Origin of the sequence: Streptomyces sp. B93, from assembly GCF_018070565.1 — a bacterium.
Classification (GTDB): Bacteria; Actinomycetota; Actinomycetes; order Streptomycetales; family Streptomycetaceae; genus Streptomyces.
In genome coordinates this window covers 30,758-51,632 of record NZ_JAGPXL010000041.1, presented here as the reverse complement: position 1 = coordinate 51,632, position 20,875 = coordinate 30,758, and the positions used below count along the sequence as shown (strand labels likewise).

The 20,875-nt window shown below is 73.0% G+C and carries 12 protein-coding genes; 2 read left to right on the top strand and 10 right to left on the bottom strand.

The annotated features are described in order from the left end of the window. The first annotated feature begins 70 nt into the window (after nucleotides 1–70). Nucleotides 71–1,297: a sulfotransferase gene (locus tag KBY47_RS28890; RefSeq protein ID WP_210926099.1), complete on the top strand. Its 1,227-nt coding sequence runs from the start codon at nucleotides 71–73 to the stop codon at nucleotides 1,295–1,297. 6 nt (nucleotides 1,298–1,303) lie between these two features. Here KBY47_RS28890 and KBY47_RS28885 read toward each other — a convergent pair whose 3' ends face one another. The 7 genes from KBY47_RS28885 to KBY47_RS28855 are packed head-to-tail and all read right to left on the bottom strand — an operon-like array spanning nucleotide 1,304 to nucleotide 12,107. Continuing rightward, on the bottom strand, nucleotides 1,304–2,017 hold the full coding sequence (locus KBY47_RS28885) for a hypothetical protein (protein ID WP_210926096.1): 714 nt from the start codon (nucleotides 2,015–2,017) through the stop codon (nucleotides 1,304–1,306). 36 nt (nucleotides 2,018–2,053) lie between these two features. Next, the gene (locus tag KBY47_RS28880) at nucleotides 2,054–4,231 is read right to left on the bottom strand and encodes a glycoside hydrolase N-terminal domain-containing protein (RefSeq protein WP_210926090.1); all 2,178 of its coding nucleotides are present in this window, start codon (nucleotides 4,229–4,231) and stop codon (nucleotides 2,054–2,056) included. Further along, a complete protein-coding gene (locus KBY47_RS28875; RefSeq protein ID WP_210926089.1) occupies nucleotides 4,228–6,198 on the bottom strand; it encodes a beta-galactosidase in 1,971 nt (656 codons plus the stop codon). Before KBY47_RS28875 ends, KBY47_RS28880 begins: the two co-directional genes overlap by 4 nt. Further along, nucleotides 6,198–8,357 (bottom strand): sialidase family protein, encoded by a 2,160-nt coding sequence (locus KBY47_RS28870; RefSeq protein WP_210926087.1) that lies wholly within the window; start codon nucleotides 8,355–8,357, stop codon nucleotides 6,198–6,200. Before KBY47_RS28870 ends, KBY47_RS28875 begins: the two co-directional genes overlap by 1 nt. A 53-nt stretch (nucleotides 8,358–8,410) precedes the next feature. Beyond that, on the bottom strand, nucleotides 8,411–9,349 hold the full coding sequence (locus KBY47_RS28865) for a carbohydrate ABC transporter permease (protein ID WP_210926085.1): 939 nt from the start codon (nucleotides 9,347–9,349) through the stop codon (nucleotides 8,411–8,413). After that, a complete protein-coding gene (locus KBY47_RS28860) occupies nucleotides 9,346–10,395 on the bottom strand; it encodes a sugar ABC transporter permease (protein ID WP_210926082.1) in 1,050 nt (349 codons plus the stop codon). Before KBY47_RS28860 ends, KBY47_RS28865 begins: the two co-directional genes overlap by 4 nt. Before the next feature lie 26 nt (nucleotides 10,396–10,421). After that, nucleotides 10,422–12,107, bottom strand: a complete 1,686-nt coding sequence (locus KBY47_RS28855) for an extracellular solute-binding protein (protein ID WP_210926081.1) — start codon at nucleotides 12,105–12,107, stop codon at nucleotides 10,422–10,424. A gap of 373 nt (nucleotides 12,108–12,480) precedes the next feature. Here KBY47_RS28855 and KBY47_RS28850 point away from each other — a divergent pair, with 373 nt between their 5' ends. Beyond that, nucleotides 12,481–15,309 carry a glycoside hydrolase family 3 C-terminal domain-containing protein gene (locus tag KBY47_RS28850; protein ID WP_210926079.1) on the top strand — a complete coding sequence of 943 codons (2,829 nt, stop codon included), beginning with the start codon at nucleotides 12,481–12,483 and terminating at the stop codon, nucleotides 15,307–15,309. 82 nt (nucleotides 15,310–15,391) lie between these two features. On the opposite strand, the gene KBY47_RS28845 is transcribed toward KBY47_RS28850, so the two are convergent. The 3 genes from KBY47_RS28845 to KBY47_RS28835 form a co-directional block, all read right to left on the bottom strand. Then, nucleotides 15,392–16,837 (bottom strand): aldehyde dehydrogenase family protein, encoded by a 1,446-nt coding sequence (locus KBY47_RS28845; RefSeq protein WP_210926077.1) that lies wholly within the window; start codon nucleotides 16,835–16,837, stop codon nucleotides 15,392–15,394. Nucleotides 16,838–16,985: 148 nt separating this feature from the next. Further along, entirely contained in the window at nucleotides 16,986–18,545 is a 1,560-nt protein-coding gene (locus KBY47_RS28840) for a PucR family transcriptional regulator (RefSeq protein ID WP_210926075.1), read from the bottom strand. A gap of 121 nt (nucleotides 18,546–18,666) precedes the next feature. Beyond that, nucleotides 18,667–20,793, bottom strand: a complete 2,127-nt coding sequence (locus tag KBY47_RS28835) for an ATP-binding protein (protein WP_210926073.1) — start codon at nucleotides 20,791–20,793, stop codon at nucleotides 18,667–18,669. Nucleotides 20,794–20,875 lie beyond the last annotated feature (82 nt).

The following is a 20,875-nucleotide window of genomic DNA, read 5'->3' as shown; positions in this document are numbered from 1 at the left end:
TCGGGTGGGGTGGCTCAACTGGCCTTAGAGGGGGGACGGTTAAGGTCCTTGGGTCGAAAGGAGCCGCCCCGTGACCACCGTCCCGCTCCCCCTCACCCTGGCCAACGCGCTGGTGCGGCCGATGGCCCGGTCGCGCCGTGACCCCGATCAGGTCTTCGACCGGCTGCTCGCGGAGGCCGGGCGGGCGGTGCGGAAGGAGGCCGGGCGGACGCTCGGGGACGAGCCCGGGGGTGACGAGGAGTTCACCGAGGGATTCCGGCTGCTGCTGCGGCACTGGGCCGGGGCCGAGGGCCTGACCCCCGTGGGCTGGCAGTCGGCGCAGGTGCACGTGCGCAGGCACCTCACCAACCGGGCCCGGCTCCGGCGGCTGGTCGCCGAGCACCCCGCGATCGAGCGGGAGCCCGTCGAGCGGCCGGTGTTCGTGGTGGGGCTGCCGCGCACCGCGACGACGCTCACCCACGGGGTGCTCTCGCTGGCGGCGGAGCACCGCAGCCCGCTGCTGTGGGAGCTGCTGACGCCGGGACTGCACACCACCCCGGTGCAGCAGCGGCGGGCGATCGCGTCGGCCCGGCGGATGGTGCAGGGCACGAACCTGTTCGTGCCGAGGTTCCGGGACATCCACCCGATGGCCGCCGAGGGCCCCGAGGAGTGCACCTTCGCCCTGCCGCACGCCCTGATGCCGCTGTCCCAGGCCCGCATACCGGCGTACCAGGAGTGGCACTGCGGGCGGGACTTCACCGACGACTACCGGCACCTCAGGCGGGTGTTCCAGGTGCTCCAGTACGGGCGTGAGCGGCGCTGCTGGATCCTGAAGTCGCCGATGCACCTGGAGAACCTGGACGCGCTGCTGAGGGTGTTCCCGGACGCGACGATCGTGTGGACGCACCGCGACCCGGTCACCGTGCTGGCGTCGTTCTGCTCGCTGATCGAGCACGGCATGGCCGTCAGCACCCACCCCGTCGACCTGCCCGGCATCGGCGCCACCTGGCTGGAGCTGCTGGGCCGGGCGATGCGCCGGGCACTGGCCGCCCGCGCCGCGATACCCCCGGAGCAGTTGGTGGACGTGCCGTACTCCTGGCTGGGCACCGACCCGGCGGCGGGCGCCCCGAAGCTGTACGCCGCCGTCGGCGCCCGCTGGACGGACGCGGACGCCGCGCGGCTGCCGGAGGTGGCCGCCCGCCCCAAGGGCTCGCGCCCGCACCGGTACGAGCTGGCCCGGTACGGCCTCGACCGCGCCGGGGTCGAGTCGGTGTTCGCCGACTACAACGCCCTGCGAGCCGAGGTCGACCGGGCCTGAGACGGCTCAGCCGCCGCTGACCGTCAGGTGGTTGGTGACGAAGTCGAGGCCGCCCGACGACGAGGTGATCTCGTAGCCGAACTGGACGTCACCGATGGTCTCGTTGCCCATCCAGCCCTTGGTGTCCTTGATCCACTTAAGGACCGGCAGGATGTCGACGGTCCCCGAGGTGGAGTCCGAGGTGCGCAGGAACGAGAAGACCTCGTTGTGGCCGTTGCTGCCCTTGTAGACGTTCCAGGTGTGGCCGCCGAGGCTGGCGCTGCCCTGCGCGGTGCCGAGGGGGCCCACCGCGCCGTTGTGGTTGACCCACAGCATGATCTCGTAGTCGTAGTCCGTGTCCCAGATGTCGTACGACGTGTTGTACGCGCCCGACGACGGGACGGTGACGTTGTAGCTGCTGGTGAGGGAGGCGATGGAGGTGATCGGCTTGTTGATCACCTTCTTGGAGTTCGGGTAGGACTTGATGCCGCCCGTGTTGGGGTGGTTGGCCCACACGCCCCAGTTGGTGCCGGAGTTGGCCCACACGCACTGGCTGCCCGCGCCGGAGCCCCAGATGTTGTTGTAGAGGATGTAGCCGTTCAGGGTCGTGTTGCCCCACTGGTCGCAGCTGCTCCAGACGGCGGCGTGCGCGGGTGCGGAGGCGAGGCCGACGGTGGCGCCGAGCGCGAGCGCGGGGGCCAGCAGTGCCTTGGCGACCTTGCTCAGGGTGCTGGTTGCCATGGTGTCCCTTCCATGGGTGGGGGGAGTTGCGGGGGGTTACCACGCCCCCAGACGGAGGACGTGGTCCTGCCCGGCGACGAGGTCGAGCGGCTCGGCGCCGGAGGAGGTCCTGAGTTCGACGCGGTGGGTGCGGTCCGGGCGGAGGAGCGCCGTGGCGCCGTCCGGGCTCCAGGTGAGGTCGACCTCCGCGCCGAAGCGGGTGCGGACGCCGTACAGCGCCCCGCTCGGGCAGGGCGGCGCGGGCAGCAGCACCAGCCGGTGCGGGGTCGACTGGACCAGCCCCTCGATCAGCACGGCCGGGAGGGTGTGGGCGGCGTCCGCGTTGTAGACGTCGCGGTGGGGGTAGTGGGCGCTCATCAGGGAGGTGTGGAAGAAGTCGCCCTCCAGGACCCGGGCGAGCGCCCCGGTCACGGCGTCGCGGTCGCGCAGCCGGGCCGCGATCAGGGCGTGGTGGAGGTGGCCGTGCGCGGAGTCGTTCTCGGGGCCGCGCAGGGTGAGGGCGCGGTGGGCCGCCGCGGCGAGGCCGGGGGTGTCGTAGGGGTTGATCTCGTCCAGCGGCCAGACGCCGTAGAGGTGGCTGAGGTGCCGGTGGTCGTAGGTGTCGTCGAGGCCGGGCCACGCCCACTCCGCGAGCGCCCCGTCGGCGTTGACGCGGTGCGGCGGGAGCCGGTCGGCCAGGGCGTGCCAGCGGTCGGCGTGTTGGGGGTGGTACGCGGCGGCCGTGCGCAGGGCGTGCCGGGCGGCGGACAGGTCCATGGCCGCGTTGACGGTGCCCCAGCTGGCGTTGGCGGGCCGGTTCTCGGGTGAGTAGGAGGGGACTACCACGAGACGGCCCTCGCGGTCGGTGCGGGTGAGGAAGTCCTCGTAGAACGCGGCGACCTCGGCGAGCGCGGCGGCGGTGCGCGGATCGCGTCCGCCGTGCGTCTCGTCGTGGTCGACGAGCGGCTTCAGCAGCCAGTCGGCGCCCGCCGTCCACAGGTGCAGCGGGTACTCGCGGCTGAAGTGGTACGAGTGTCCCGACTCGCCGTCGCTGTGGCCGGGCGCGACCACCCCGCGGGCGCCGAAGACCTCGCGGGCGTTGTCCCGCCAGTCCGGCAGCTGGCGCTGGACGAGGGCGGCGTGCGCCTCGGTCACCTCGGGGAGGTGGGCCGCGGCGGCGGAGGCCGTCTGGAGGTTGAGGTTGGCGTCGTAGGTGAGGGCGCCGGACCAGGCGGTGTGCCACTCGCCGGTCCACAGGCCGGTCAGGCGGGGCGGGTTGAGGCCGCTGGCGGAGAGCAGGTGGTAGCGGCCCGCGGCGAACAGGCGCTCCAGCAGGGCCGGGCTCCGGGGGTGTTTGAGCAGTTCGGAGCCGGGGAGGGCGCGTTCGGCGGGGGTGGCGGCGAGGTCGAGAATGACGCGGTCGTAGGCGGTGCGGTGCGCGGTCAGATGCGGGTCGAGGAGGTCGTCGTAGGTGCCGGGCAGTTCGCGCAGGGCCCGGGTCTCGGCGACCACGTCCAGCTCGCCGGTGTGGCGGCGCACCCGGGTGAGCAGCAGCACGGACTCGGCGCCGGTGACGTGGACGCCGGGCGGCGCGAGGGCGGTCCGGCCGCCGGTGACCGCGGCCAGGGTGACGCCGGTGCAGGCGAGGTCGCTGTCCGGGTAGCCGGCGCGCAGGCTCAGCACGGCGCCCTCGGCGGTGCGCAGGACACCGCTGCCGACGCTCAGTCCGTTGGGGGCGCCCGGGAGCTGGTGGTCGAGGCGGACGTCGAGGGTGAGGCCGGGGCCGGCGATGTGGTGGACGATGACGTCGTCGGCGCGGGAGACGAAGAGGCGGCTGGTCCAGTCGCCGGTGCGGGCGGTCACCTCGCCGGTGCGGAAGTCGACGGTCCGCCGGTAGTCGCGGGGGTCCCCGTCGGGCCGGTTCAGGCGGAGCTGGAAGGCCGGGTGGAAGGCGCGCACCCAGTGCAGTGCCCGTCCGTCCGTGAACTCCTCGGCGGCGGTGCGGTCCCCGGCCAGCAGCCGGTCCTGGAGGGCGGGCAGCCGGGCGGCGAGCCGGGGCGGGCGCGGGTGCGGGCCGTTGGGCCGTACGAGGCTGTGGTGCGTGACGATGACACGGTCGGCGTTCGGATCACCGAACACCAGGGCGCCGTGGTGGCCGTTGCCGCTCAGGAAGGCGTCCTCCCAGCGGGCGGCCGGGTGCGGCTCCCAGGTGCCGTGGACGGGGGAGGACGTCATGGCCGCAGCACCGCCACTCCGAAGCGTTCGAGCCGGACCTCGTCCCGGACGGCCACCCCGGTCAGCAGCTCACGGTGGGTACCCGGGACGGCGACGGTGACCGGCTCCCGCCCGTGGTTGAGCACGAACAGCAGCTCGCCCCGCCGTACCGCCTCCACGCCCTGCGGAAGGCCGTCGAGCACGGGCCGTACGCCCGCGCCCGCCGCGATCCGGGCGAGCAGCGCGCGCAGCGCCTCCGGCTCGGGGAGGGTGGAGACGTACCAGGCCCGTCCCCTGCGCAGCACGGCGGGCAGCCCGGCCAGCTCACCGCCCCGGTAGTCGATCCGCTCGTCGAGGTCGTCGGCGGCCTCGATCTCCTCCGACCAGAGCGTGCCCCGGAAGCCGTCGCAGCCGACGGTCTCCCCCTCCTCCAGCGGCCACCACTCGTGCAGGACGCGGATGCCGAACAGCTCCCGCAGCCGGGGGTCGACACCGCCGGGGCGGACGCGGTCGTCCTCGTCGGCGACCCCGGTGAGGAAGCCGCAGACCAGGGTGCCGCCACCGTCGACATAGGCGCGCAGGTTGTCGATCGCGGCGTCGGTGAGCAGATAGAGCTGCGGTACGACGACCAGGCGCCGCCCGGTCAGATCGTGCTCGGGATGCGCGAAGTCGGCGGTGAGGTGGGCCTCCCACAGGGCGCGGTGCCAGGCTGCCAGCAGGGTTGGGTGACCGGCCCTGCGGGAGAGACGGCCGTCCTGCTCGGCGGCCCACCAGGCGTGCCAGTCGTGCAGGACCGTGACATCGGCGGTGACCTGCCGTCCCGCGACCTCGCCGCCGATCCGCTCCAGCTCGGCGCCGAGCCGCCTGACCTCCTGGAAGGTCCGCCCCCGCTCCCCCGCGTGGCCGACCATCCCGGAGTGGAACTTCTCCGCGCCCTGCCGGGACTGCCGCCACTGGAAGTAGCAGACGGCGTCCGCGCCCCGGGCCACGGCCTGCCAGGACCACAGCCGGTTCAGGCCGCGCGGTCTTGGGTGGTTCACGCCCCGCCAGTTGACCGCTCCGGCCGCCTGCTCCATCAGCATCCACGGACCGCGCGCCTGCGACCTGGTGAGGTCCTGCACCAGTGCCCCGTCGCGGGCGCCGCCGACCGGGTCGCGCGGGTCGGGGTAGAGGTCGACGGAGACGACGTCCTCCTCCTCGGCCCAGCGCCAGGCGTCCTGGCCGAAGAACAGCGGCATGAAGTTGGTGGTGACCGGCAGGTGCGGGGTGTGGCGCCGGACGATGTCCCGCTCGGCGGTGAAGCACTCCAGCAGCATGTCGGAGGTGAAGCGCCGGAAGTCCAGCACCTGGGCGGGGTTCTTCAGGTAGTGGGTGTGGCGGGCGGGCAGGATCTCGGCCCAGTCGTCGTAGCGCTGGCTCCAGAAGGCGGTGCCCCAGGCGGTGTTGAGGGCGTCGATGGTCCCGTACTTCGCCCGCAGCCAGCCGCGGAAGCGGGCGGCGGCCTCGTCGCCGTGGTCGGCCGTGCAGTACTCGTTGTTGATGTGCCACAGGGTGAGCGCGGGATGGTCCGCGTACCGGGCGGCCAGGTCCTCGGTGATCGCGGCGGCGTAGCGCCGGTAGACGGCGCTGGAGTGCGAGAAGTGCTGCCGTCCGCCCCACCACTCCACCCGGCCGTCGGCGTCCCGGGGCAGCGTCTCCGGGTGCAGCCTGCCGAGCCAGGGCGGCGGCGCGGAGGTGGGGGTGGCCAGGACGACCCCGATGCCGTGCTCGTGCAGCAGGTCCATCAGCCGGTCGAGCCAGCCGAAGTCGCGCACCCCCGGCCGGGGTTCGAGCCGGGCCCAGGAGAAGACGCCGACGGTGACGGAGTTGACGCGGGCGTCCCGCATCAGCCGGACGTCCTCCCGCCAGGTCTCCTCGGGCCACTGCTCGGGGTTGTAGTCACCGCCGAAGAGGACCCGGCCCCGGGTGGTGTCGTCGAGCGACGGCATCAGACCGGCTCCCCGTACTGGATCCCACGCCCGTTGGTGCCGAGGTAGACCCGCCCGTACACCCGCGGATCGCCGGTGATGACCTCGCCGGTCCACCCCCACTGGTGCCGGTCGTCGTTGATCCGCGTCCAGCTGCGGCCCGCGTCGTCGGAGCGCAGCACGGCGGTCACGGCGTCGGTGGCGCCCACCTGGTAGACGGCGGGGTAGTCGGCGGCGCCCTTGCCGAAGCCGAGGGTGTACGACGCCCAGCAGCTGTCGACCTTGCTGAATGCCGCCCCGCCGTCCGTCGACCGGTACAGCCCGTTCCACTTGGTGCTGAGCCAGAGGTCGCCGACCCGGCCGGGCGCGGCCGCCAGCCGGAACTGACTGTCGCCGGACGGCAGTCCGGAGGCGCGCGCCGCGAAGGTGCGCCCGCCGTCCGTACTGGCGTACAGCGTCCCCGTGTCGGTGTCGTAGGCGTAGCAGCGCGCCGGGTCGACGGGGTCGGCGACGGGTGTGGCGCCCTTGGGGAACGAGCCGACCTCGGACCAGCTCGCCCCGCCGTCGTCGGACCGGTGGGCCGCGTACTTGGTGCCGTCCCAGTGCACGAACGTCCACAGCAGTACGGTGCCGTCCGCGCTGACGGCGATGGGACCGGGCGCGTTCGGCGCGAGGTCGGGCTGCGCCGGGAAGGGTGTCCAGGTGCGCCCGCCGTCGTGGGAGTGGGCGCCGTTGCCGCCGTCGCCCCATCCCGTCCGGACGACGTACGACGGCTCGGTGGCGGCCTGCGCGAGCCCGGTCGCGGTCCCGAAGACGGGGTTGGCGGCCATGCCCCGTGACGGGGACGAGGTCAGCGTCTCGTGGTACATCACGCCGATGTCCCCGAGGCCGCTGATCAGATGGGCCCGCCCGGTCGGCGGCGACACCAGCTGCCGCACGGACGACTCCTCGATCCCCCGGACCTCGGGCGCCCAGTGGACGAGGTCCCGGGTGCCGTAGAGGGTGGCGCCGGTGCCGAAGACGAGGTGCCGGGAGTCGTACGGGTCCAGCGCCAGCGCCTGGATCCACCAGCCGAACTTGGGCTCGTCACCGCCCCACTTGAGGTACGGAGTCTCGGAGACGTCCATGACCGCCGACTCCCTCAGCGACGCCCAGGTGCGCCCGCCGTCCGTGGAGTGGTACAGGGTGTCGACGGCCGCCCAGCGGTTGTTGGTGGAGACGACGACGGTGCCGGGACGCCGCGCGTCGACGGCGACCCCGCCGTACCCGAACGTGTCGTCGCCGCCGGGCACGACGGGCGTCACGTCGGTCCAGACGCCGGTCGCGGTGTCCAGCCGGTGCACGCTCCCGTCGGACTGGCCGTTGGGGCCGGGGGCGTCGGCGTAGGTGATGTGGAGGGCGCGGGTGTGACGGTCGTAGGCGGCACGTATCGGCACCCTGGCGGCGGCGCCGGCCGGCTGCCCCGGGACGGCCTCCCAGCCGACGCCGTCGAAGGTCCGGTAGAGGTTGGGCGCCCCGTCACCCCACCCGGCGTACACGGCCCGCCCGGCGGCGACGAGGAGGGTGACGCCCTGGCCTGGGTCGGCGGGCGTGCCCGGAAACGTCTCCGCCCGGACCCAACTGGCGCCACGGTCCGTCGACTTCAGCAGCCCGTCGTGCCGCGTGCCGAGCCACAGCACGTCACTGTCCCGCGGATCGACCAGCAGCCGCTCCCCGGTGCCGCGCCCGTCCTCGTTGGCGCCGAGTTTCACGGAGAGGTCGGTGCGGCTCCAGGTCGCTCCCCGGTCCTCGGACCGCAGCACGGCCCCGTTGCCGCCCCAGGACTGCGCGTAGGTGCCGACGGCGAGATACAGCCGGCCGGGATGCGCGGGATCGACGGCCATCGCCTCCACACCGAGCAGGTTCCAGTCGTCCCACCCGATGTGATCCAGGAGCGGTGTCCAGCGCCCTCGCCGGTCGTCCCACCGGTAGGCGCCGCCGATATCGGTACGGGCGTAGGCGAGCCCGCGCACGGAGGGGTGGAAGAGCACGCCGGTGATGAACCCGGTCCCGCCGATGACGACGTCGCGCCAGCGATAGGGAGCGCCCGCTTTCGCCGCGTGCGCCGGAGAGGCGCCGAGAAGCGGCAGAGCGGAAACGGCAGCGGCTCCGGCAAGAACGGCTCGCCTGGTCATGCGCATGACATACCTCGCCTAGAAAAGTAGGGGGAGCTTCCTTGCCCCGCACCCAGGACTCAACCCTTGACCGCCCCGGTCAACATGCCCTTCTTGAAATGCCGCTGCACGAACGGCGAAACCACCGCCACCGGCAACAACGCCATCACCATCACGGCCATCTGCACGGCCAGCGACGACAACTCCCCCGTCTTGATCGCCTGCCCCAGCCCCACCGGCGCCTCCTGCTTCTGCACCAGCTGGATCATCACGTTCTGCAACGGCATCATGTCCTGGTCCGTCAGATAGATCGACGCGTTGAACCACGCACTCCAGTACCCGACGGCGTAGAACAGCGTGATCACGGCGATGACGGCCCGCGACAACGGGATGACGATCTGCCACAGGATCCGCCAGTCCCCCGCCCCGTCGATCCGCGCGCTGTCGATCAGCTCCGGCGAGATCCCCATGAAGAACCCGCGCAGCACCAGGATGTTGAAGACGCTCACCGCACTCGGCAGGATCAGCGCGAGATACGTGTCCGTCAGCCCCAGCGACTGCACCAGCAGATACGTGGGGATCAGCCCCGCCCCGAAGAACATCGTCGCCAGCAGCGTCATCAGCATCCACCGGTGCCCCACCGACCCGCTCCGCGACAGCCCGTACGCCGCGAGCACGGACACCGTCATGGAGAACAGCGTGCCGACGACGGTCACCCCGATGCTCACGATCGCCGCACGGGTGACCTGCCCCCCGCTCAGCAGCTCCTCGTAGGCGATGAAGGTGAGGTCCTTGGGCACCACCACCAGACCGCCCGCCTCGGTGATCGTCTGCTTGGTGGACAGACTGGTCACGATGACGATCCACAGCGGGAACAGGACCGCCAGACACGCGCCCCCGATGACGATGCCCTTGCCCGCCAGCCCCGCCGTGCTGGGCGGCTCCTCCCAGACGGGCCTCTCGGGCCCGGCCCAGCCGCTCCGTCCCCGTACCGGCGGCTTGTCGATCACGGCGCTCACTTCTTGTACACCCCCTGCTCGCCCATCAGATGGGCGACCTTGTTGGCGGCGAGGACCAGGCCGAGGCTGACCACGCCCTTGATCAGGCCCGCGGCGGCGGCATAGCTGAAGTCCTGGTTGCGCACGCCGTTCCACCACACATAGGTGTCGAGGACTTCGGCGGCGCCCGGCCCCACCGCGTCCCGTTGCAGCAGGATCTGTTCGAAGCCGACGGTGAGCGCGTCACCGACCCGCAGCACCAGCAGCAGGGCGATCACCGGCCGCAGCGCGGGCAGGGTGACGTGCCACATCCGGCGCCAGCGCCCGGCGCCGTCCATCGCGGCGGCCTCGTACAGGTCGGGGCTGACGGAGGCGAGCGCGGCGAGGAAGACGATGATGCCCCAGCCCGCGTCCTTCCAGACGCCCTCGGCCGTCACCAGGAACTTGAAGATCCCGGGGTCGGTCATCAGGTCGAAGCCCTCGTAGCCGTGCCGCCGCAGGGTCTGCGCGATGATTCCGGCGCCGCCGAAGATCTGCTGGAAGACGGTGATGACCAGCACCCAGGAGAAGAAGTGCGGCAGGTAGAGGATGGCCTGCGCGACCGCCCGCACCCGGGGCCTGATCACGCTGTTGATGAGCAGCGCGAGCACGATCGGGACGGGGAAGAACAGCACCAGCTGGAGGAAGAAGAGGACCAGCGTGTTCCATACCGCGTCCCAGAACGCCGAGTCCTCGAAGATCCGCTGGAACTGCTCGACGCCGACCCAGGGGCTGTGGAAGATCGCCACGAACCCGTTCTCGCTGACGTACGGGTCGTACTCCTGGAAGGCGACGACATTGCCCAGGATCGGGACGTAGTTGAAGACGAGCACCAGCAGCAGGGCCGGGAGCGTCATCAGGACGAGCGTGCGGTCGCGCCGGAACCGGGGGCGCAGCCCCAGCTTCGGCTCGCGGCGCCGCCCGCCGGGCCGGGCACGGTGGCCGCCGGACCCGGCCGGAGCCCCCGCCCCCGTCCCCTTCTCCGTCTTCGCCTCGGCCCTGCTGCGAGGCACCGTGCTGTGGGACACGGCCTTCTCCTTGCCTCGGGTGCCGGTCAGTTGGCCGAGCCGTTGTCGTCCAGCAGCTTCTGGTACCAGTCGCGGAGCTTGTCGCCGCCCTGGCTCTTCCAGTCGGAGACGGCCTGCTGCATCTCGCTGACCTTCTTGCGGCCCCGGACGATGTCGTCCTCCAGCTGCTCGAAGTCGTTGGAGAGGTTGGTGTAGCGGGCGGGCTCGGTGATCTGGAGGCCCCAGAAGGGGCTCTTCCTCGTGAAGGCGCCCATCCGCTGCTGCCACTCGACCTGCGCCCGGGCGATGTCGGGGAGGTCGGGGTGGGCGATGGTCGGGGCGGGGCTGGCGATCATCACATAGGCGTTGATGACCTCGGTGTTGCCCTTGTCGTTCTTGACGGGCGTGCCGTTGTCGAGGGTGTAGTGGGTGCCCTCGACGCCGTAGTTGGTGAGCATGTACTCCTTGGTGCCGTACGGGGCGGCGGTGACGTTGGCGACGGCCAGGACGTCACGGATGACCGCCTCGGACGCCTTCTTGTTGACGAACGCCCAGATGCCGGCGGGCTGCTTGGCCCACAGCACCGGGTCGCCGCCGTCGTGGCCGAAGACGTCCATGCCGCCGATCTCGAACTCGGGGTTCTGGGAGGCCTGTTCGGCGGCGCGGCCGTACCACTGGGAGATGTCCTGGTTGTAGATCAGGCTCTGCCCGGACCCGAAGCGGACGGCGGGGTCGGTGTTGGTGGAGGCCTTGGCGTCGGGGTGCACGACCCCGGCCGCGTACAGCTTGCGCGTCCACTCCAGGGCCTCGAGGTAGGCGTCGGTCTCCACCCGGTAGACCAGCTTGCCGTCGGCCCGACCCCAGCCGAGCGGCTTCTCCTCGCCGGAGAGCACGCCGAAGCTGTTGAACGCCGTCCACTTCATGTCCTCGCAGGCCCACACCTTCGCCCGGGCGTTGGTGATCTCCTTGGCGAGGGCGAGGAACTCGTCGGCGGAGGTGGGGATCTCGTACCCCTCCGCGTCGAAGACGTCCTTGCGGTAGAAGGGCACGATGTTCGGCACGTACGGGGCGGGCATGGGCAGGCCGAGCAGCTTGCCGCCGAAGATGGAGCGCTGCCAGGACTCGGTGGGGATGGCGGCGAGGTTCGGGTACTCCTTGACCTTGTCGCCGGAGAGGTACGGGCCGAGGTCGGCGAACTTGCTGATGATGGCGCTCGGTATCTTGCCGCCCATGTTCCAGCCGGGGACGACCACGACGTCCGGGATGCTGCTGGAGGCGAGGACCGCGCCGAGCTTCTCGTCGTAGGTGTTGCCGTCCTGGTTCTGCCAGACGACGTCGACGCCGATGGTGTCGTTCATCGCCCGGTAGTAGGCGTTGTCGCTCTTGGGCGGCGAACCCCAGAACGGCGACATGATCTTCACCGTGCCGCCCTTGCCCAGCTTCTCGGGCACCGAGGTCTTCAGTCCCGCGAGGTCGAGCTTGCCGGTGAAGCCGGCGGCGGAGCCGTTCTTGGCGGGGATGTCCGGGGTCACCACGCTCTGCGCCACGAAGGCGGGCAGGATCTTCTTCGCGTCCTTGCCCGCGGTGGTCCCCTCGCGCGAGCCGCTGTCCGAACCGCCGCAGGCGGTGAGCAGGGGCACTCCCCCGCCCACCGCGACAGCGGCGACCGCCGTGGAGGCGAGGAAGCCTCTCCGGCTGGGAGCGGAGGGGGCGGAAGCGGCGTTCGGCGTCATTGCGTCAACCCTTCGTGGCGCACCAGGACACCCGGCGGTGGAGCCGTCGGCTGAGGTGTCTCGATTGGAACTGGCCGATCCGAAGCGGCTCTCGCAGGAATACGCGCCTCCCGGCGGCACTTCCCGTTTCGTCGAAGCGCTTCGATGTTGCTGCGAGGTTAAGTGAACGCCGGAGGGCGCACAAGGGTCGATTCCAAGATTCCTCCGACGTGTGGCGGTGCCGCGCCGAATCCGGCCGCGCTCATATGTGCCTTGAATTGGCGGTGAGAACAAGGAGATGTTGCGGAGGGACGTCTTGACACCCACCCAGGGGTCGAATCAGCATCGAAGCGCTTCGAAAGGCCTCGCCGCTCCATCGCAAGGGGAACCCCACGTGACCGCTCACCCGCCGCCCACGCCGCCTTTCCGCGACCCCAGCCTGCCGTTCGCGAAGCGCGTCGACGACCTGCTGTCGCGGCTGACACTCGACGAGAAGGTGCCCTTTCTGCACCAGTTCGGCCCCGCCGTCGAACGGCTCGGCGTCGCCGCGTTCCGCACCGGTCAGGAGGCCCTGCACGGGGTGGCGTGGATGGGCCCCGCGACGGTGTTTCCGCAGGCCGTGGGCCTGGGCGCGACCTGGGACCCGGACCTGGTACGCCGGGTCGGGGACGCGGTGTCGCGGGAGGTCCGCGCCATGCGGGCGCACGACGACCGGGTCGGCCTCAACGTCTGGTCCCCGACGGTCAACCTGCTGCGCCACCCGCTGTGGGGCCGTAACGAGGAGGGCTACTCGGAGGACCCCCGGCTGACCTCCGCGATCGCCACCGCCTACACCCGGGGCCTGCGCGGCAGTCATCCGATCTTCTGGCGCACCGCGCCCGTCCTCAAGCACTGGCTCGCCCACAACAACGAGACCGACCGCGACACCTCCTCCGCCTCGGTCCGCCCGCGCGTGCTCCACGAGTACGATCTGCGGGCCTTCCGCGCGACGGTCGAGGCGGGCGCGGTGGCCGGGGTGATGCCCGCCTACAACCTGGTCAACGGCCGCCCCAACCACCTCTCCCCCTACCTCCGCGCGCAGCTGCGCACCTGGACCGAGGAGGACCTGCTGGTCTGCTCGGACGCGGGCGCGCCCTCCAACCTGGTGGACTCCGAGCACTACTTCGACAGCCACGAGGAGGCCACCGCCGCCGCGCTGCTCGCGGGCGTCGACAGCTTCACCGACCACGGCACCGACAGCTCCAGGATCGTCGCCCGGGTGCGGGGCGCCCTGGAGCGCGGCCTGCTCACCGAGGCCGACGTCGACACCGCCGTGCGCCACCAGCTCTCGGTCCGCTTCCGCCTCGGCGAGTTCGACGGCCACGACGAGCCCGGCGCCTTCGACACCCCCGAACACCGGGCGCTCGCCCAGGAGGCCGCGGAACGGGCGATCGTCCTGCTGAGGAACGAGGGCCTGCTGCCGCTCGCGCCCGGCACCCGCGTCGCCGTCGTCGGCCTGCTCGCCGACGAGTGCAAGCTCGACTGGTACAGCGGCGCGCTGCTGCACCGCTCCACTCCCCTGGAGGGCATGTACGAGCGCTTCGGCGCCGAGCGCGTCACCTTCGCCGAGGGCGTGGACCGCGTCCGCTTCCGCACCCCGGACGGCACCTTCCTGCACGTACTCCCGGCCCCGGAAGCAACCGCCTCGGCCCCCGGTGCCGAGGGCGCCCTCGACCCGGCGCTGCTCGCGGGCCGCACCGACCTGCCCCCGCTGACCCAGGACCCCGTGGGCACGGAACTCGCCCTCGTCGACTGGGGCGAGGGCGTCCTCACCCTGCGCGCACCGGACGGCCGCTACCTCTCGGTCGCCGAGGACGGGTACGTGCGCGCCTCCGCCGACCAGCCCGGCGGCTGGGTGGTCCAGGAGACGTTCCGCCTGGAGCCGTACGGCCATGGCCACCTCCTCAGGCATCTCGGCACGGGCCACCACGTGCAGGTCACCGCCGACGGCGTGAAGGTTGCCGGGGAGAACCCGACCGTCCTGGAGATGACGGTCGTCGAACGCGGCGAGGACGCGGTCGCCCGGGCCGCGGCGGAGGCCGACGTGGTCGTGGTGGTCGCGGGCAACGACCCGCACATCAACGGCCGTGAGACCGAGGACCGTACGACCCTGCGCCTCCCCGCCCACCAGGAACGCCTGCTGCGGGCCGCCCGCACCGCCAACCCGCACACGGTCCTCGCCCTGACCTCGGCCTACCCGTACGCGGTGGAGGTCTCCGCCCTCCCCGCGGTCCTGTGGACCGCGCACGGCGGCCAGGCCGCGGGCACCGCCCTGGCCCGGGTCCTCGCCGGTGACGTCTCCCCCTCGGGCCGCCTCCCGCAGACCTGGTACGCGGACGACCGCGACCTGCCCGGCCTCCTCGACTACGACGTCATCGGCTCCCGCCAGACCTACCTGTACTTCGAGGGCACCCCGCTCTACCCCTTCGGCCACGGCCTGTCGTACACGTCCTTCGCCTACGGCGACCTGACGGCCGGTACGGCGGACGGCTCGGTCCGGGTCGCCTTCACGGTCACCAACACCGGCGACCGCCCCGCCGCCGAGGTGGCCCAGCTCTACTCCCGGGCCGCGGCCCCGTCGACGACCCCGCGCCCGCGCCGTGAACTGCTGGCCCACGAGCACCTGACCCTCGCCCCCGGCGAGACCCGGCGGGTGACCTTCGAAGTCCTCCTGACCGACTTCGCGTTCTGGGACGTGGCGCAGGGTCACTGGCGCCTCGACCCGGGCCCCTACGACCTCCTGGTCGGCGCCTCCAGCGAGGACGTCCGGCTGCGTACGACGGTGATCCTGGACGGCGAACCCGCCGCCCCCCGCGCGGTCCTGCAACGAGGCCTGCCCGCAGCGGACTTCGACGAGCAGAGCGGCATCGAGATCGTCGACCGCACCAAGGTGTCCGGTGACGCGGTGACCCCGGCGGCCGACGGCACCGGCGAACTCCTCTACCGCGACTGCGACTTCGTTGACGGCGTCACCACGGTGTCGGTGACGGTGGCGGGCTGGGGCGAGGTGGAGATCTCCCTGGACGGCACCGGCCCCCGGGCGGTCCTCCCGGCCACCCCGGTCTCGGGACCGTACGACTACACCACCCTCACCACGACGCTCACCGCCGAGGGCGGCGTCCACGACGTACGCGTCGGACTGCGCGGCCCGCTGCGGCTCGCGCACGTCGGCTTCTCCGGTTGAGGGTCCGGAGCCGGGCCGACGACACGGAGGGGCCCGGCACCGCGCGTACGCCGGTGCCGGGCCCCTCGCCCGTGTCCGCGGGTCAGAGCGCGAGACCGGTGAGCACCAGCACCCGCTCGTAGGTGTAGTCGTCCATCGCGAACCTGACGCCCTCCCGGCCGACGCCGGACTGCTTGGCACCGCCGTACGGCATCTGGTCGGCGCGGTAGGACGGGACGTCACCGATGATCACGCCGCCGACCTCCAGGGCCCGGTGGGCGCGGAAGGCAGCCTGGACGTCGTGGGTGAACACGCCCGCCTGGAGGCCGTACTTGGAGTCGTTGACGGCGGCGAAGGCCGCTGCCTCGCCGTCCACCTTCTGCACGCTGAGGACCGGCCCGAAGACCTCCTCGCAGGCGAGGGTGACCCCGGCGGGCAGCCCGGTCAGCACGGTCGGCGCGTACGAGGCACCGTCGCGCTTGCCGCCCGTGTGCAGCGTGGCGCCCGCGTCCACGGCCTCCCGCACCCACGCCTCCACGCGCTTGGCGGCGTCCTCGCTGACCAGCGGGCCCACGTCGGTGGCGTCGTCGGCCGGGTCGCCGGTGACCTGCGCTTCGACGGCGGCGACGATGCGCGGCAGCAGCCGGTCGTACACGGAGGCGTCGGCGATGACGCGCTGCACGGAGATGCAGGACTGGCCGCCCTGGTAGTTGGAGAACGTCGCGATGCGCTGCGCCGCCCAGTCCAGGTCGGCGTCGCTGGCGTAGTCGCCGAGGACGACCGCGGCGCCGTTGCCGCCCAGCTCCAGGGTGCAGTGCTTGCGGGGCACCGAGTCCATGATCGCGTAGCCGACCTTCTCGGACCCGGTGAAGGAGATCACCGGCAGCCGCTCGTCCTGGACGAGGGCGGGCATCCGCTCGTTGGAGACGGGCAGGATGCTCCACGACCCGGCGGGCAGCTCGGTCTCGGCCAGCAGCTCACCGATGACCAGGCCGGAGAGCGGGGTGGCGGGCGCGGGCTTCAGGATGATCGGGACACCGGCGGCGATGGCCGGGGCGACCTTGTGCGCGCAGAGGTTCAGCGGGAAGTTGAACGGCGCGATCCCGAGGACGACGCCCTTCGGGAACCGGCGGGTGAGGGCGAGACGGCCCTGACCGCCGAGGTCGGTGTCCAGCCGCTGCGCCTCGCCGCCGTTGAAGCGGCGCGCCTCCTCCGCCGCGAACCGGAACACGGACACGGCCCGGCCGACCTCACCGCGCGCCCACTTGACGGGCTTGCCGTTCTCCGCCGAGATCAGCCGCGCGATCTCCTCCGTGCGCTCCGCCAGCCGCCGGCTGACGTGGTCCAGCGCGGCGGCCCGCACATGCGCGGGCGTCGCGGCGAACTCGTCCCGCACGGCGTACGCGGCGGCCACGGCCTCCTCGACCTGGTCCTCGGTCGGCACGCTGACCGTGCCGACCACCCGGCCGTCCCACGGGGAGGTGACGTCGAGGCTGTCCTCGCCGGTGGCCTGACGGCCGGCGAGCCAGAAGGCGTGGGTGGAGGTCATGGGAGTCCCGGCCCTTCCGCGTTGGAGGTGTGCTGCGTTTCTGGTCCCACGGTAGGGGCGGAGGGCTGGACCGTCGGTTGTCCGATTCGTAGCAGTGGGGGGTGGGGGTGCTACGGAATGGCATCCTCGGCCGGGATGTCGGGCGCGGCTACTCGGTGCCGGTCGCCTTGAGCGCCAGCCACAGCTCCATCCGCACGTCCGGATCGTCCAGCGACCGCCCGAGGATCTCCTCCACCCGCCGCATCCGGTAGCGCAGGGTGTGGCGGTGGACGCCCAGGTCGGCGGCGGCCGCGTCCCACTGTCCGTGGCGGGAGAGCCAGGCGCGCAGCGAGGCGACGAGGTCGCCGCGGCCGGTGGCGTCGTGCTCGTGCAGGGCGCGCAGCAGGCCGTCGGCGAAGGCGCGTACGGCGTCGTCGGCGAGGAGGGGGAGGACCGAGCCCGCGGCCAGTTGCTCGTGCTCGACGAGGACCCGGCCGCGGCGGCGGGCCACCGACAGGGACTGCTCGGCCTGCTTGTAGGCCGCGGCGGCGGCGATCGGGCCCGCCGGGGCGGAGAGGCCGAGGACGATGTCGTCCTCCTCCGCGGTCGCCTTGCGGGCCGCCTCCCGGTCCGCCGCGTACTCGCCGCAGGACGCCACGGCCGCGCCGCCGTCCGCGGCCAGGACGACCAGCCGCTCGCCCTCGGGCACCAGCAGCACCGCCTCGCCCGCGCGGGCCGCCGCCGCCTCGACCGCCTCGGTCAGTCCGGTCAGGCCCGCCTGCGCGGCGCCGCTCTCCGCGACCAGGATGCGGAAGGGGGCGTCGAGCAGTTGCCCGTAGAGGTCCCCGGCGACCGCGCGGGCGTGGTCCGGCTGTGCGGCGAGCAGCATGCGCAGCACCGCGGCTCCGATGCGCTGTTCGGCGGCGTGCAGGGAGCGGGAGCGTTCCGTGATCAGGGTGAGCAGGGCGATGGCCGAGTGGACGGCGTAGCGCTCGGCCGTGCCGAGGGCGGCGGCGGTGCCGACGGCGAGGGCCGCGCGGGGGCGGCGGCCGGTGCCGAGGGAGTGGAGTTCGACGCGGTCCTCGTGCTCGGGGCCGCCCACGACGGAGGAGGCGGGGGCGGGGCGTTCGCGCAGCCGCTCCACGTCGGCGGTGAGGCGCGCGGCCCTGCGGCCCGCCCACTCCGGTGCGGTGGCGACCACGGCGCCCGAGGCGTCGTAGAGCGCCGCCCAGCCGTCGACCTGTGCGGCGAGCGCGGTGAGGAGCCCTTCCGGGCCTTCCGCCAGCGCCTGCCTGGTCAGCTCGCGCTGTGCCGCGAAGCCCGCCGTCACCGCCCGGTACTGGTCGGCCGCGATGGCCGCCGACACCGCCTTGCTGATGGCGAGGAACGGGGTGCGGCGCGGCACCTCCAGGAGCGGGAGCCCTTCCGCCTCCGCCGCCTCGACCAGGGCGTCGGGGATGTCCTCGTAGTTGACGCCGACCGCGAAGCCGAGGCCGACCACCCCGGCCCCCACCAGGCGCTTCACATAGCGCCGCATCGCCTCGGGGTTCTCCGCGTCCAGCTTGAGCGCGGTGATCAGCAGCAGCTCCCCGCCCTCCATGTACGGCACGGGGTCGGCCAGCTCGCTGACGTGCGCCCAGCGGACGGGCACGTCCAGACGGTCCTCGCCCGCGCGCACGGTCAGTTTGAGCGCGGAGTGGTGCACGAGCGAGGCGAGCGTGGGGGGCATGAGGCCTTCAGGTCGGTGTGATCTTTTGGCCGTCGCGTATGAACGGCCTCACCCGATTCTGCCTCACCGTACGATCCGCGGGAGACCGCCGGCCTGCCCCGACGTCACTAACCGGCCAAGGTCACACCCGCTCGTCCCGCAGGTCCACCAGCAGCGGCGGCGCGTGCTCGCCGCGCACGCTGGTGAGCGACAGCACCGCGTGCCCCGGCGGCATCGCGTGCGCCAGGTCGGAGGCGGACCAGCGCTCCCGCTCGACCTGCCGCACGGTCACCGCCCGCGCGGTCGCCGCCTTGCCGGTGATCACCCGGCGCACCGCGTGCCAGGCCTTGCCCGCGGGGCTGTCGGCGATGATCTGCCGGTCGGTGACGTCACGCGCCTCGGTCCACTCCTTGCCCCACACCTCGGCGAAGTCCTGCCCGTCCCACGGGGTCAGTCCGGCCAGCGCCATCCGGCAGCCGGTGGCGCCGAGCAGCGGGCCGCGCAGCGGACGCGGTACGTCGTCCAGGGTGCGCAGCGTCAGCACGGCGCCCGCGTTGCCCGACCGCAGCCGCTGGATGCCGCGCACCGCCTCCGGTGTCACCACCCCGGTCGCGTCGTCCAGCACCAGGCAGGCGAAGAGCGACCGGTCCTCGCGTACCGCCACGCTCGCCGTGAACTGGGCGAGCACGAGGCGGGCCAGGATGCGGGAGGCGTCGGCGTGGCCGCGTTCGGGCAGGTCGACGCGGACCCGGACCGGGTGGTCCAGCGCCTTCAGGGAGAAGGGCCGGGACTGGCCGGAGGTGTCGAAGAACCCGGCGAAGGCCGGGCGGTCCAGCAGCGCCACCCGGTCGGCGAGCACCCCGGCGACATCGCCCGGGTGCGCCAGCTGCCGCTCGCGGGCGTCGAGTTCCCGCAGCAGCGAGTCCTGCCCGGCCCGCTGCAACGCCTTGCGCAGTTCGGCCAGCGGTCCGGGCGCGCCGTCCAGCAGCTGCCGCAGTTCGGGGACGGACGGGAAGCGGCCGTGCACCGCCCGGAACGGGCCGAGCAGCTGGGCCAGCACGGTGGTGGAGCGGCGGCTGTCGTTGCCCGGGTGCGGATCGGCGAGGTCCCCGACGAGGGCCTCGGCGAGGACGGCGGCGGCCTCGTCGGGGTCGTTGGTGCCGCCGTACAGGTCGAGGTCGTAGACGGAGTCGGGGTTCCCGATGCGTACGACCACGTCGTAGGCCTCGGCCGGGCCGATCCCGGCGCCCGCCGCGCCGACCACGACGACCGCGGCCCGCCCGGCGAGGGCGTGCAGGCACAGCGACTCGGCGAGCGGCCGGACGAGGGTGCCGGTCTTGCCGGACCCGGCCGGGCCGACGGCGAGCAGCGAGGTGCCGAGCAGTTCGGGGCCGAGGGCGAGGCCGGTGCCGCGGTAGGCGTAGGGGTTGCGGGGGTCGTCGGCGGTGGTGCCGAGCCGCACCTGGCCGGTGACCAGGTCGTGCCGGGCCTGCCGGGCGGGCAGGTCACGGGCGCCGGAGGGGTGCGGGCAGGCGGCGGCGCCGTCCTTGAGCACGGCACCGGTGAAGGTGGCGAGGCTGTGGCGACCGGTGCGCACGCCCTGCCAGGCGCGGGTGATCCGGGCGTGGTCGACGTCCCGCATCAGCCCGGTGCGGGCCTCGGCGGCGAGCCGTTCGGCGGCGTCGGCGGCCCCGGCGGCGCGCAGCGCGGGCCAGACCGCGGGGTCCTCCTCGGGCGCGGGCGGGCGCTCGGCGGCCGGTGCGGTGCGGGGGCGCCAGGCGGGCGGGCCGTAGCGGCGCCAGATCTCGCCCCAGCGGCCGAGCCGGCCGACGCCGACCATGATGGTCCCGGCGACCAGCGTGTAGTAGGCGTACACGACGATCACGGCGGTGAAGCTGTGCGGGTCGACCCAGGAGTCGGGGATCATCGCGTACAGCGGCAGCAGCCACCAGCCGCCGAGGTAGCCGTTCCACAGCAGCGACCAGATCAGCCAGCCCACCAGGAAGGCGATCACCGCCCCGCTGAGCAGCTGACGGGCCGGGATCAGCTCCGGCTCCGCGTCCGGGCGGGGCCGGTAGCCGAAGCGCCACACGCCCGGCGCCGCCTCGGGGCGCGGGGTGCGCAGCCAGCTCAGGAAGGCGGAGCCGTCCGGCAGCGGTGGCGCGGACGGCGGCCGTGGCGGCGCCGCGGGCATCCGTGGCGGCCCCGCCGGGCGCGGCACAGGGTTCGCATGCGTGCCCCGCGCGTCCCGGTTCGCGTCGCTGTCCATTGCGCTTGCCCCCTGACCAGCCGTTCCCTGCCGTGCGTGACCCATCAGCGAGTCAATCTAACGCCGTCCGAAGGGGAGTTCA